Below are 12,571 nucleotides of genomic sequence, written 5' to 3'. Positions count from 1 at the left end.
CGTCCGCCCAGGCGGTGCCCGATCTGCTGCGGCGCGACTTCACCGCGTCCGCCGAGGCGGTGCCCGATCTGCTGCGGCGCGACTTCACCGCGTCCGCCGAGGCGGTGCCCGATCTGCTGCGGCGCGACTTCACCGCGTCCGCCCAGGCGGTGCCCGATCTGCTGCGGCGCGACTTCACCGCGTCCGCCCCCAACCGGCCTGGGCCGGTGACATCACCTATCTGCCCATCGCCGGCGGGAAATTCCTTTATCTGGCCACCGTCATCGACGTGTTCTCCCGTCGCCTGCCGGGCTGGTCGATGGCCGACCACATGCGGGCCGAGCTCGTCACCGACGCGCTCAACGGGGCCGTCCGCACTCGCGGCGCTCAGGTGGGCGGCGTCATTTTCCACAGCGATCACGGGGCTCAGGGCGGATCCAAGGCGTTCGTCGACGCCTGCCGACAGGCCGGGGTCCGGCGGTCCATGGGAGCGGTCGGCACCTCCGCAGACAACGCAGCCGCGGAGTCGTTCTTCGCCTCGCTCAAACGGGAGCTTCTTCCCGACCGGCGCGGCTGGCCGAACGAACGAGCCGCCCGGCTCCCAGCCTTCCACTGACTCGGCTTCTGCAACCACCGGCGCAGGCACTCCACGATCGGCTACCTCACGCCGGTCGCCGTCGAACAGAGATCAACTACGCTGGCCATCGCTGCATGACAACCGGTGTCCACGATCAAGGTGGAAGCCCCGAAGTCCACCGCCCCCGTGGACGAGAGCATCGTGGACCTCGCCTGGCGTGATGACCATGCTGTTACGGAGCGTCAGGTCGACGTGGGCGGACGGGGTGTGGCGGGGTGTACGGCACGTGCGTGAGGCAGGGGTGGTGTCGAGGCTCAGGCGATGCGTAGAGGAGCGGGATAGCAGGGGGAGGCGTGTCTCGTTCGGTGGGGTGAGGTTTTGTATGCGGGCGTCGAGGGGGCGGAGCAGACATGACAAGGCCCGGCGTGCGCGCGGGGCGATCACGGCTGGTGAAGTCCGATAGGTTCGTGGAGCTTGGAATATTCATTCCGTATATAAGACTGGTTACGCTCTCATGCGCCGGTCCGGCGGATTTGATTCTTGTGTGACGCCTTGCCACCGTTACGGCAGGGTGTGTTACTTGTTGTATCCGTCTCAGCGGACAGGTGCCTCCCACGGAAGCGTGTGGGCCCGCGGTAGCGCACTGCCTGAGTGCCCGTCGGCATTCCCTTATTCCTGAGACCTCGTGTGTGATCTTCGGCGGCGGCTCGCCCACCATCGCCGGCCGGGATCCATTGCAAGGCCTTCGAGATCCCACCTGGCCAGTGGCTGTGGAAGCTGACGCATGTGCCCGTGGACGGCGGAGTTGCATCACCTGATCGTGCTCGGTCGCGTCTTGTCGTGCCCCGAGCCAAGAGGAGTCCGTCATGCCCATCAGTCCGAACCAGGGATCCAGTGGTGGTGGCACGCTTGTCACCATCACGGGGACCAACTTGTCCGGCACGACCGCGGTGCACTTCGGCACCCGGTCGGCCACCTCGGTCACCAACGTCTCCCCGACGCAGGTCACCGCTGTCTCTCCGTCCGGTAACGGCGTGGTCGGCGTCACCGTCACCACGCCGGGCGGCACGAGCAACCCGATCTCGTTCTTCTACGTGGGAGCGCCCTTCAAGCAGTCGTTGAGCCCCACTTCGGGTTCGACCGCCGGCGGGGAGACCGTCACCATCACCGGCACGGGCCTGTCGACGGCCACCAGCGTGTCCTTCGGCGCCAACAGCGTCACGCCCACCGTGGTGTCCGACAGCCAGATCACCGCCGTCGCACCCGCCGGCGCCGCCGGCTCGGTAGGCGTCAGCGTCACGACGGCCGGCGGCACCAACAACGGCCTGTCCTACACCTACGTCGCGGTCCCGACCGTGACCACGGTCGCCCCGGGCGAGGGACCGACGTCGGGCGGCACGGCTGTGACCATCACCGGTACCGGCCTCGCCAGCACGACCGAGGTCACCTTCGACGGTAACCCGGCACCCTTCACCGTGATCTCCGACACCTCGGTGTCGGCCGTCACGCCGCCGGGAACAGCAGGCGCCGTGGACGTCGTGGTCAGCAACGACGCGGGCAGCGCAACCGCCGCGGACGGCTTCACCTACGTGGCCGGACCCGGCATCTGACCGGTGCTCTCGCCTGAGAGATGACATGCCGCGCTTGACGTGGCCTGTCGTCCGCGGAGCCCCTCGGCTCTGAACGTATGGGGCCGAGGGGCTTTCCGCCTTACCCGCCATCGACTGCCAAGGAAGACCCATGAACGACGCACGCTCCACGTCGACAACCGCGCGCTTGGCCGCTCCAGCGGCAGGACCCGTACTGACCTCGGTCGTTCCCTCCACCGGGCCCGCTGCCGGCAACAACACCGTGACACTCAACGGCAGCGGCTTCGCCGGCATCACCGCAGTCCTCTTCGGCGCCACGCCGGCCCTCACCTACACCGTGAATTCCACGACCAAAATCACCGCAGTGGTGCCGCCCGGCACGGGCAGCGTCGCCGTGACTGTCAAGAACCCCGGCGGCACCAGCAATCCCGTCACCTACACCTACGCCGCACCCCCGGCCCTGACATCAGTGTCACCCAGCCAGGGGCCGGCCTCCGGCGGCACGACGGTCATCCTCACCGGCACCGGCCTGTCCTCGGCCAGCGCAGTCATGTTCGGCGCCACGCCCGCCACCACGTTCACCGTCGACTCCTCCACCCAGATCACCGCCGTCACGCCCGCCGGCTCAGGCCCGGTTCCGATCACCGTCACAACCCCCGGCGGCACCACCGGGCCGGTCTACTTCTTCTACCTCACCGCCCCCACCCTCATCTCCGTCGCCCCCACCCAAGGTCCCGCTTCCGGCGGCACCAGCATCACCCTGAGGGGCGCCGACCTGACGGGAGCCACCACGGTCCTCTTCGGCGCCACCCAGGCCACCACCTTCACGGTCGACTCCCCGACACAGATCACGGCCGTCACCCCGGCAGGCAGCGGAACGGTGCCGGTGACGGTCACCACGCCCGGCGGCACCAGCAACCCTGTTGCCTACAGCTACGTGCCCACGCCACAACTGTCCGGCCTTTCTCCCAGCCAGGGACCCGTCGATCCGGGAGCCGTGATCACCCTCACCGGCAGCGGCCTGACCACCACCACCACGGTCCGCTTCGGAGCAGAACCCGCCGCGTTCACCGTGCTGTCGGACACCACGATCACCGCCTCGGCACCCGCTGGACCCGCCGGGACCGTCCTCGTCACCGTGACCACGCCGGGCGGGACCAGCAACTCCCTGCCCTACACACGCGTCTCCGCGCCCCACATCTGATCTGCCGCCTCTCGGCCTTCCGCAAGACGATGAAGGTCCGGTCCGTGCGAAGGGGTGATACCTCGTCCGACTCGGCAGACCACGAACAGCATTTCTCGCATATGCCAACAAATCAGGCATAAGGTGACGCTCCATCGGATAGTCGCGGGCGAAAAAGGGCTCACGACACACAAGGAGCACTCACATGGCACGTAGACACCCACGTCGGCAGGGAACTCTCATCGCGACGGCCGCGCTGGCGGCCGTGGTCGGCTTGGCTACGCCGGCGGCGGCGGCAGACTCCTCGACCACCGTGCAGGCGTCACCCTCGACTACGACCGTCGGAAGCCCGGTGACACTCACCGCCACCGTTACTTGTCCCGAGGATCCCACTGGCGGCCTGGGCGTGACCTTCTTCGACGGCGGCGACACGTTGGACACCGTCCCGGTCGATGCGAGCGGCCACGCCACCTTGGCCACGTCGTTCAGCGCGACCGGCACGCACACCATCACTGCCGCCTACAACGGAAACCAGGTCGGAGACGAAGGCTGCGGCGCCTCAAACGGCACCACCACCGTGACCGTGACCGAAAGCCCGAAGCCCCCCAACCCGAGCCCTTGCCTCCTCCTGTGCACGCCGACTCTGGGAACGTCATTGATCAACTTCAGCACCGGCAACATCAACAACAACATCGGCAACGAAATCATCAAGAGCCACATCCACTGAGAACCCGGGACGTGCAGTGGGTCGCTGCGGCCGAGACCAGTCACGGGCAGGCGGCGACCCGGGGGGCCCGGGGTGGGCGCCAGGTGGTCACCGTCCACTACCTGCTCGACGCGCACGGAGCTTCCCTTACGGCGGACGGACGGACGGACGGACGGGCGGTTCGGGGCGGGGATCCGTGACGCCGTCAGCCCACGGCGCGCCCGTGACCGTGGACGCCAGGTTCGGGACCGGAACCCGGAACGCCGTGTTCACCTTCCAGAAACCCCAGCGACTGACCCCGGACGGCGTCGTCGGCCCGAACACCTGGATGAACCTGGGGAGCTGACGGCGCCCGAGCCGTCCGGCCGCCGGTGATACCGCACGAACGACGAGTCGGCAGCCCCTACGACACCACGAGTTCAACGTCAGTAACCGCAACAACGCTGGGACGAGGGACAGCACAGCGCGAGAATCCTGCACGAGGAAGTCCGGACCAAGGGCTGTCTCGGCCACTACCTGCGCGTGAAAATGGCCGTCGCACCCCTACGACGGGTCCTGCCCATGGAGACGTCCCACGAGCGACCGCCCTCCCCACGCGAAGCCGCCCACTGGATCACCACCACCCGTCCGGCCCGCCGAAGCCCCCACATCAACGACCGCCTGCCCCGACTCCTCGATCACGCACACTCACGACCTCGTCCGCCGGTTCCTCGACAACCGCCGCCTATGACGTCGACCGGATCGCGGAGATGTCGAACTGGAGTCGGACCTTCTCGCTCACCATGGCGCCTCCTGTCTTGAGGCGCTGGTTGTAGACCAGGCCCCACTCGGTGCGGTCGATGGTGGTGGTGCCGTCGAAGCCGGCTCGCTCGTAGCCGAAAGGATCCAGGACCGAGCCGAGGTAGTCGAGTTGCAGGTCGATGGGCCGGGTGATGTCGCGGATGGTCAGGTCCCCGGTCATGCGGAAGGTCTCTCCGCCCTCGTGGAGCGTGGAGGTGCTACGGAAGGCCATTTCCGGGTAGTGACGCGCGTCGAAGAAGTCAGGGCCGATGATGTGCGCGTCCCTTTGTTCCACGCCCGTGTCGACGCTGGCGACCCGGATGACGAGGTCGGCCCGCGACTCGGAGGGCCGGGCTCCGTCGAAGTGCAACGTGCTGTCGTATTCCGTGAAGGCCCCCCGGACTGTCGTGACCATGGCGTGCCGCACGGAGAATCCGATGCGGCTGTGCGGGCGGTCGATGGTCCATCGCCCGGTCAAGGCTCGAAGTGCCGGGTCGAGCCCGGCAGCCCTGGGCGTGGCTTCCGCGACGGAGGCGCCGGTGCCGGCAGCCGGGGTCGGTTCGCTGAGGGCGGTCTGGCGTCGGCTGAAGATACCCATGATCCTGAGCGCTTTCCCATCTGATCGCTCTGTGCTGTCAAGGTGTCGCCGAGCACTGCCCAGCGAGATCGGTGGTCCCGTCCGGGGTGCGTGCGGACGACGGTGAAACTGCGACGCGATGTGGAGGTGCGCTGCCGGACGGCCTCGATCAGCACCCCAAGAATGACCGCGACACCCCTGTCGGACAGCACCCGCGTCAGACGCCCCCGTGTGAGGGTCTACTGCGGTGGCGTGGGCGTGTCGTGGGTGCGGTACATCGCCTGTACGTCCAACTCCAGTTGGACGGTCGGACCGACGACGGCGATGCCGCGGGCCAGCATGGAGCGCCAGTTGAGGGTGAAGTCCTCCCGATGGAGTTCGGTCTTCGCAAGAGCAGCGCAGCGCAGTTCCTGGTCGTAGCCTCCGTTGACCGTCCCGAGGTAGGTGGTGTCGAGGCCGACGGAACGGCTGGTGCCGTGCATGGTGAGTGTGCCGTGCAGGGTCCACTTGGAGCCGCCGCGGTGGGCGAACCGGGTACTTGTGAAGTCGATGTGCGGGTAACGTTCGACGTCCAGGAAGTCGGCGGAACGCAGGTGGTTGTCACGGGTGTTGTTGCCCGTGGTGACGCTGGAGGCGTCGATGCGCACCGACACGTGTGAGTCGGCCATGTTCGGTGCGACGTGGATACCGCCCTGGAAGCGGGTGAACCGCCCGTGGACATGGGCCATGCCCACGTGTTTGGCGATGAACCGGATCGCGGTGTGCGGAGGATCGAACAGCCAGGTTCCGGCTGTCGGAAGTTCCATCTGGCGGGCGGGCTGGAGCGCGATGCGCACCGGGGGCAGGGCCACCCCGGCTGTGATGTCGAGGTTCTCGCGGGCGGGTGACAGGCCCTCGGCCGCGATCATCGCGCTGTAGGAGCCCGGTGGCAGCGTCGCTATGAAGTAGCCGTGGGGATCCGTGGTGCCACGCGTCGCAACCCGGTGGCTGTCCAGGGCGGTCACGGTGACCTCGGCTCCGCCCATGGGCTGCCCCATGGGATCGAGGACCTCGAAGCCGAACGCCCCGGCGCCGGGCGGCAGGGGGACCGAGATGCTCGATCCGGCACCGGAAGCACCTCGGGAACGCCGACGACGGAGCAGCCCTAGAGCCATGGAGTTCACCCTTCTTCACCTGCGTCACCGTCACGCGACCCGCCCAGTCGGATACGTTCGCGGTCGCCAAGAATCGTCGACGACAGGAGGACGGACGCGGAGCCATTAGTTCGTCGACGATCATAAAGCCCACCACGTGCAGGCGACCCGACCCGATGCCGAAGCTGCTCAACCCTCCTGACGGCGGATGCGGGGCCACATATCAGCACATCGGCCGACCATATCGACGCACCTCGACTTCATTGCTTTGCAGCAATGCTGTGGTGAAGAACACGGAAAGGGACCGTGATATTCACAACCGGTCTGCGGTTTCATCACGGACCTGACACAGGCGGGCAGGCAGCGCCTTCCGACCAGGAGATCGGCCATCAGGCCGCACGCGGCCCGCAGCCCGCCATGCTGCCGTCCGCCGTACTGCACCGCTCGTCGTCTCCGAGGAGGCGAGGTAGTGCACGGCCGCTGCTACCTTTTCCGGGGTACCGACCCGGCCGAAGGGGCTCTGGCTGCGCAGTTCGTCCCCGCGGGGGCCGGCCAGCTGGGGCGTCTGGCGTTCGGTGGCGATGAAACCGGGCGCCACGGCGGTGACGCTGATGCGGTGCGGAGCCAGGGCGGCGGCCATCGACTGCCCGAACGCGTGCAGGGCGGCCTTGCTCGCTCCGTAGGCGGGATACTCCGGCTCGCCGCGAAACGCCCCGCGTGAGCCGACGTTGACGACGTGGCCCGGGGCTTCGCGGTCGATGAGGTGCCGGGCCATGGCCCAGGTGAGGTCTGCGGCGGCCAGGAGGCTGACGTCGATCATGCGGCGCCACACTGTGCGCCACGCGTCGAGGGGGACCCCCCGCGACGGGGTGGTGGGTGGGGGGCGACGTCGCTACGGCCGCGTTGCCGACCAGGACATCCACCTGTCCCACCTGCCACCGCCTCGCTCATCACCTGCTCGGCTGTTCCCGGCGCCCAGGTCGGCGCCGATGAGTACATGGCCGGCGCCGGGCAGCAGGCGCAGGGTTGCCTCGGCATCCTCGCGGCGGCTGGCGTATTGCACGGCCACGCGATCACCTGCCGCCGCGAAGGCCACCGCGAGGGCCCTCCCGATGCCCCCGTGAGGCCCCCGTCACCAGGATGCACCTCATCGGGCGAACACCGCCGACTCGTCCGTGAACGCCTTGAACTCCAGAGCATTCCCTGCGGGGTCGTGCAAGAACATCGTCCACTGCTCGGCCGGCTCGCCGGCGCAGCGCAGGCAGGGCTCGATGCCGAAGCCGACTCGGGCGGCGCGCAGCCTGTCGGCCAGGCCGTGGAATCGGGCGCCTGTCAGCAGCAGGCCGACGTGCGGAACGGGCACGGAGTGCTGTTCCACCGAACTGAAGCCGACCGGTACCGACGGCTGCGCGGCCAGGTGTGTCACCAACTGGTGGCCGTCGAAGTCCCAGTCGCCGGTCTCGTGCCGGTCGGTCAGGCGGCGGATCTGGGCTTCGGTCCAAGCCGGGTCGTCGTGCACGACCAGTTGCCCGTAGACGTGCGCAATCATGTAGTTCCAGGTGGGCACTACGCGGTGGTGCACTTGCTTGGTCGGGTACCACGAGGGCGTCACGTACGCCTGCGGGCCGTGGACGAGGACCATGGCCTCGCCCTGGACCGGCTGGCGCCACTGGTCGTTGCCCCGTGCCATGTGACCGATGAGGGCCCCGTGTTCCCCGGCGTCCGGGTCGTACTCGAACGGCAGCAGGGTGGCGACCAGGCCATGCTCGGTCATCGTGATCAGGGCGGAGTCGCCGCAGTGGGTCAGCAGGTCGTGGACCGAGTGATCTGCGGCGCCTTGGTGCCGGGCAAGTGGTCCGCGCCGCCATCGTCCTGGGGCGCGGGCAGATCGGCCGGCAGCGTCAGATAGTGCTCATTTTCCGTTCCCGCCCGCTCGGAGTTTTGGACGCTGCTGCCCCGGTGGGCGGCGGCGTCCAGACTGGTGATCAGTGTGGCGCGGCGAGCGGTCAGTGCCTCAATACGCCCGGTGAGCTTGTCGAGGGCCTTCCGGTAGCTCGCCAGCGACGCCGGGCGGTCGTCAGCGTGCAGACGTCCGGCCGCCAGGCACTCGAGGAAGGGGCGGGTACGCTCGACAGGGATACCCACGTGCTGCAGGGTCCTTATTTCGCGTACGAGGCGCACGTCGACCTCGTCGTAGTCCGGGTGGCCGTTGGCGAGGCGCTCAGGTGTGATCAACCCCAGCGATTCGTAGTACCGCACAGCCTTGGTTGTCACATCGGATCGCCGTGCCAGCTCACTGATCTTCATGCCGTTCACCTAGCTTCAACGCTAAACCTTGCCCTACGGGGCAAGGTCAAGCCCCGGTCCGGCCGACCCGTACGCGCCGGGCGTCACAGGGCGGGTTCACAGTGAGCAGAGCAGTGATCGCGCCGACCACTGCGAGGGCTCCGAGGACCTGGAAGGCCAGCGCATACCCGGACGCTGTGGAGTCCGCTGTGTCGACGATCCAGCCGGCCAGGTACGGTCCCACAATGCCTCCGGAGCTCATCAGTGCCAGGAACCCGCCGAGTGTCCCCGCCGGCTGTTCCTTGGGGCAGGTCTCGGACACGGCTGCGTTCAGCAGTGGAAAGACCACCGTGCCCAGCCTGTAGCCCACCGAGACGATGGCGACCACCAGAGCGGGGGTTCCGATCCAGGGAAGACAGACCATGGCGAGTCCGCATATCAGCAGGCCTGTTCCCGGAACGATGCCGCGGTGGATTCGAGAGCTGACGCCTTGCCCATCAGCCGGTCGGCGAGACAGGAGGTTGCGATCAGGGCGATCAGGGCGATCAGGGCGATCATACTCTGGCTTCCGAAGAGTGTTCCGGCCTCGAGGCGGGAGTAGCCCAGGCCGACTTCGGAGTAGGACGGCAGCCAGGTAAGGATCACGGATTCCGCAAGGCGGCGGGTGCGGCCACGCTGCTGCCGGCGGTCGAGAAAGGCCGACGACGGCGGCCTTGCCGTACGCGGGGGCCCCAGGGCGTCCAGGACCGCCGGGGCCAGCAGTGCGCCGAGGCCGGAGGCATGCCTGGACGGCGAGGTCGAGCACGGCTCGGGTCTGATCCACATCCTCAAGTTCGGCGGCGTCGCCGCATCCGTGCCCTTCTGGCAGTCCGACTTCTACACCGGACCGATAGCGGTGGCCCCCCGGACGCCGGCGACCTCAGCATGTCGCGGCCGCAGCAGGCGTGGTCCTGTACCTGTTGACGTAGCGGCACAAGCCGCTCTGGGTGAAGGACGCGGGTGGAACACACGTTGCTCCGGGAGAACCCGGCCGCTCCAGGGCCATGGCCCGGCAGAGTCACTGAACGGCAAGGCGGGCGTCATCAGCTGTCACACAGTCGCCGAATCACCGACGAAGGGGACCAGCCAGGCATAAGGCACCGCAACGTCGCACACTGACCCGGACGGGAGCCGGAAGCGGGTACCGATCGCCCGTTCTCGAGCACAAAGCGGCACGGGACGACTCCTGTTCGATACGGTCTTGGTGGCGCAAGGGCGACTGCAGCGACGGAGCTGAACGTGAGGTACACGGGTGCCGATGTCCTATGTCTGTTCCAGGCTCAGAGCACCAGGGATCTACGAGCGAGCAAGAGCCGGCCGGGGCGCCCCCACCTCCTGAGAGCCGCCCTTTAGCGCGATCGCCCTCGCGCCTGCCCTTCTCAGCGTTCTCTCCCGAGAGGTCTCACTGATGACGCCTACCATCACCGAACCCGCGTCGGCCGAGAGTCCCAGCGGTGAACTCCGCGTCACCCGGCGCAGAGCGCTCCAGACCGCCGCGGGTGCCCTTGGCGCGCTGGCCGTCGGCTCCGTCGCCGAGATCGCCGGCGCCACGGACGCGCGTGCCGCCGACCACGCCCTGCCGGAAGGCTTCAGCGGCGACATGTCCGACCTGAAGCACGTGGTGGTCCTGATGCAGGAAAACCGCTCCTTCGACCACTACCTCGGCCAACTGCCGGGCGTGCGCGGGCAGAACGACAAGCAGGTGCTGCGGTTCCAGGACGGCACGAACGTCTTCCAGCAGCGCGACGCCGACGGCACCATCGTGACGCCGGCCGTCTCGACCGCCACCTGGGGCGACAACCACAACTTCTACGGCGCCAACGGCGGCCGCTGGAACACCTGGGTGAAGGACAAGGGCGCCCACTGCATGTGGTACTACACACCCGACCACATGCCGTGGATGTACTCGCTCGCCTCCCAGTACACCGTCTGCGACATGAACTTCTGCTCGCTGCACGGGCCGACCATCCCGAACCGCTACTACCTGATGTCCGGCTCGGCCGGCGGCGAGACCTCCAACGCCGGGCAGAACAACTACACCCGGACCTGGCGGACGGTGCCCGAGCAGCTCGAGCAGGCCGGCATCAACTGGCGCGTGTACTCCGACAACAGCGGCCACGGCGTAGGCGGCAGCCTGCAGAGCGGTTTCGTCGGCGAGTACGGCTGCAACGTGACGAACAGCTTCCGGGCGTTCGACCCGCGGATCGCGAGCGAGGAGGACCTCGCCCCCGGCACCGGCAAGATCTGGAAGGCCAACTCCTTCGTCTACGCGGGCGCGACCACGCCCAACGACGACTCCGAGGAGAACCTCAACGCGGTGCTCAGGGACCTCATCGCGGCCTGCCGGCCGGGCGCCGAGTACCCGCTGCCGGAGGTCTCGTGGGTCGTCATGCCGGCAGCGTGGAGCGAGCACCCCGACTTCGACACCGTCCACGGCGAGCGCTACATGAACAAGGTGCTCCGGACGCTGCAGAGCAACCCGGACATCTGGAACCACACCCTCGTGATCATCACCTACGACGAGAACGACGGGAAGTTCGACCACGTCCTTCCGCCGCGCCCCGAGCCGGGCACGGTGGGCGAGTTCTCCGGCACCACCCCCTACGGCTTCGGCCCGCGCGTGCCGATGCTGCTGGTCTCACCCTGGACGCGCGGCGGCCATGTCGCATCGGAGGTGTTCGACCACACCTCGGTCGTCAGGTTCCTCGAGACCTGGGCCGCCTACCTCGGTAAGCCGTTCACCTGCCCGAACATCACCGGCTGGCGCCGTTCGATCGCCGGTGACCTCACGAGCGCGCTCGACTTCGCCCACCCCCGGCCGGGCCCCGTGGAGATCGCCGACCCGGTCAACGGGACACCGCCGTCCTTCCCGGAGGGCGGGATGAAGCCGCGCGGCCTCTCCTTCCACCCGCACGCCACACTCACCGAGGACCGCGCCGCCGGCACGGTGACCGCGTCGATGACGCTGGCCGGCGGTCCCGACGGCAAGGCTGTGAGCCTTCAGGTCTTCCCGGACAAGTACCGCGACTTCTCGAACACGCCGTTCACCGTCTCCGTCTCCCACCCGCGCCAGTACACCTGGGACACGAACGAGACTGGCGGGAAGTACGCCTTCTCCGTCTACGGGCCCGACGGTTTCCTGCGCTCCTTCGCCGGACAGGTCGTCCCCGCCGGCCGGACCAATATCGCGATCCCGGCCGTCGACGCGGAACTCGTCACCGGCCGGCACGCCAGGGTCCGGCTGACCCTGCGCAACCACGGCATGCGGGCGATCCACTACACCCTCACGGCGAACGACTACGCCGGCGGCACCCGGCGCTACCACGTGGGCGCCGGCAGGTCGGTGGTCGTCGACTGGCCGACCGAGCGCGGCTACTACGACGTGGTGATCACCGACGGCGCCGGAATCGGCTGGACACAGCGGTACGCCGGCCGCGTGAGGACGGTCTGAGGAACCCTCCGAACGCCCCGCCTCGCCTCGCCTCGCCCCGTCCGAGTTCGCGGCCGTCTCCGTCCAGTCGGCCGCGAACCGGCCCCGGCACGGGTGAGTCCGTAAGAGGGATGCGCCGAGGCCGTCCTGACCGCTCTGACAGCCACCATCCAGACCTTGCCCGCCCAGCTGATGCGGTCCCTGACCTGGGACCAGGGCAGCGAGATGGCCCGGCACGGCGAGTTCACCCTCGCCACCGACATCCCGGTCTGCTTCTGCGACCCCGCCAGCC

General features: G+C 68.3%; 12 protein-coding genes and 1 pseudogene. 7 read left to right on the top strand and 6 right to left on the bottom strand.

Going from position 1 to position 12,571, the window contains the following annotated elements:
• The 5 genes from AB0G56_RS40805 to AB0G56_RS40785 all read left to right on the top strand — a co-directional run.
• Positions 1-595 (top strand): DDE-type integrase/transposase/recombinase (locus tag AB0G56_RS40805; protein ID WP_360980999.1); only part of this gene is annotated, 595 nt, incomplete at its 5' end.
• 827 nt (positions 596-1,422) lie between these two features.
• A complete protein-coding gene (locus AB0G56_RS40800; RefSeq protein WP_360980996.1) occupies positions 1,423-2,166 on the top strand; it encodes an IPT/TIG domain-containing protein in 744 nt (247 codons plus the stop codon).
• A 130-nt stretch (positions 2,167-2,296) separates the two neighbouring features.
• Positions 2,297-3,349: an IPT/TIG domain-containing protein gene (locus tag AB0G56_RS40795; RefSeq protein WP_360980993.1), complete on the top strand. Its 1,053-nt coding sequence runs from the start codon at positions 2,297-2,299 to the stop codon at positions 3,347-3,349.
• Positions 3,350-3,533: 184 nt separating this feature from the next.
• Entirely contained in the window at positions 3,534-4,055 is a 522-nt protein-coding gene (locus tag AB0G56_RS40790) for an Ig-like domain-containing protein (RefSeq protein WP_360980990.1), read from the top strand.
• 175 nt (positions 4,056-4,230) lie between these two features.
• Positions 4,231-4,380, top strand: a complete 150-nt coding sequence (locus AB0G56_RS40785; RefSeq protein WP_360980987.1) for a peptidoglycan-binding domain-containing protein — start codon at positions 4,231-4,233, stop codon at positions 4,378-4,380.
• 378 nt (positions 4,381-4,758) lie between these two features.
• Here the strand turns inward: AB0G56_RS40785 and AB0G56_RS40780 are convergent, their stop codons facing one another.
• The 6 genes from AB0G56_RS40780 to AB0G56_RS40755 all read right to left on the bottom strand — a co-directional run bounded on the left by AB0G56_RS40780 (position 4,759) and on the right by AB0G56_RS40755 (position 9,234).
• The gene (locus AB0G56_RS40780; RefSeq protein ID WP_360980984.1) at positions 4,759-5,412 is read right to left on the bottom strand and encodes a YceI family protein; all 654 of its coding nucleotides are present in this window, start codon (positions 5,410-5,412) and stop codon (positions 4,759-4,761) included.
• 218 nt (positions 5,413-5,630) lie between these two features.
• The gene (locus tag AB0G56_RS40775; RefSeq protein WP_360980981.1) at positions 5,631-6,545 is read right to left on the bottom strand and encodes a YceI family protein; all 915 of its coding nucleotides are present in this window, start codon (positions 6,543-6,545) and stop codon (positions 5,631-5,633) included.
• 292 nt (positions 6,546-6,837) lie between these two features.
• Positions 6,838-7,344 (bottom strand): SDR family oxidoreductase, encoded by a 507-nt coding sequence (locus AB0G56_RS40770; RefSeq protein WP_360980978.1) that lies wholly within the window; start codon positions 7,342-7,344, stop codon positions 6,838-6,840.
• Positions 7,345-7,671: 327 nt separating this feature from the next.
• On the bottom strand, positions 7,672-8,307 hold the full coding sequence (locus AB0G56_RS40765; RefSeq protein WP_360981025.1) for an FMN-binding negative transcriptional regulator: 636 nt from the start codon (positions 8,305-8,307) through the stop codon (positions 7,672-7,674).
• Positions 8,308-8,327: 20 nt separating this feature from the next.
• Positions 8,328-8,831, bottom strand: a complete 504-nt coding sequence (locus AB0G56_RS40760) for a MerR family transcriptional regulator (RefSeq protein ID WP_360980975.1) — start codon at positions 8,829-8,831, stop codon at positions 8,328-8,330.
• Positions 8,832-8,877: 46 nt separating this feature from the next.
• Complete coding sequence (locus tag AB0G56_RS40755) at positions 8,878-9,234, bottom strand: MFS transporter (RefSeq protein WP_360980972.1); 357 nt, start codon at positions 9,232-9,234, stop codon at positions 8,878-8,880.
• A gap of 1,023 nt (positions 9,235-10,257) precedes the next feature.
• Between AB0G56_RS40755 and AB0G56_RS40750 the strand changes: the two genes are divergently transcribed.
• Positions 10,258-12,300 (top strand): alkaline phosphatase family protein, encoded by a 2,043-nt coding sequence (locus AB0G56_RS40750; RefSeq protein ID WP_360980969.1) that lies wholly within the window; start codon positions 10,258-10,260, stop codon positions 12,298-12,300.
• A gap of 147 nt (positions 12,301-12,447) precedes the next feature.
• Positions 12,448-12,571, top strand: a pseudogene (locus AB0G56_RS40745) (IS30 family transposase); the annotation flags it as partial.

It is taken from the genome of Streptomyces sp. NPDC021356 (assembly GCF_040641015.1).
In the GTDB taxonomy this organism is placed as follows: Bacteria; Actinomycetota; Actinomycetes; order Streptomycetales; family Streptomycetaceae; genus Streptomyces.
This window is presented reverse-complemented; position numbering and strand designations above follow the sequence as displayed.

Bases quoted from the DNA above. Each gene is read 5' to 3' on its own strand.
- AB0G56_RS40800 (WP_360980996.1), top strand. From the start codon at position 1,423: ATGCCCATCAGTCCGAACCAGGGATCCAGTGGTGGTGGCACGCTTGTC.
- AB0G56_RS40795 (WP_360980993.1), top strand. From the start codon at position 2,297: ATGAACGACGCACGCTCCACGTCGACAACCGCGCGCTTGGCCGCTCCA.
- AB0G56_RS40790 (WP_360980990.1), top strand. From the start codon at position 3,534: ATGGCACGTAGACACCCACGTCGGCAGGGAACTCTCATCGCGACGGCC.
- AB0G56_RS40780 (WP_360980984.1), bottom strand. From the start codon at position 5,412: ATGGGTATCTTCAGCCGACGCCAGACCGCCCTCAGCGAACCGACCCCG.
- AB0G56_RS40775 (WP_360980981.1), bottom strand. From the start codon at position 6,545: ATGGCTCTAGGGCTGCTCCGTCGTCGGCGTTCCCGAGGTGCTTCCGGT.
- AB0G56_RS40770 (WP_360980978.1), bottom strand. From the start codon at position 7,344: ATGATCGACGTCAGCCTCCTGGCCGCCGCAGACCTCACCTGGGCCATG.
- AB0G56_RS40760 (WP_360980975.1), bottom strand. From the start codon at position 8,831: ATGAAGATCAGTGAGCTGGCACGGCGATCCGATGTGACAACCAAGGCT.
- AB0G56_RS40755 (WP_360980972.1), bottom strand. From the start codon at position 9,234: ATGGTCTGTCTTCCCTGGATCGGAACCCCCGCTCTGGTGGTCGCCATC.
- AB0G56_RS40750 (WP_360980969.1), top strand. From the start codon at position 10,258: ATGACGCCTACCATCACCGAACCCGCGTCGGCCGAGAGTCCCAGCGGT.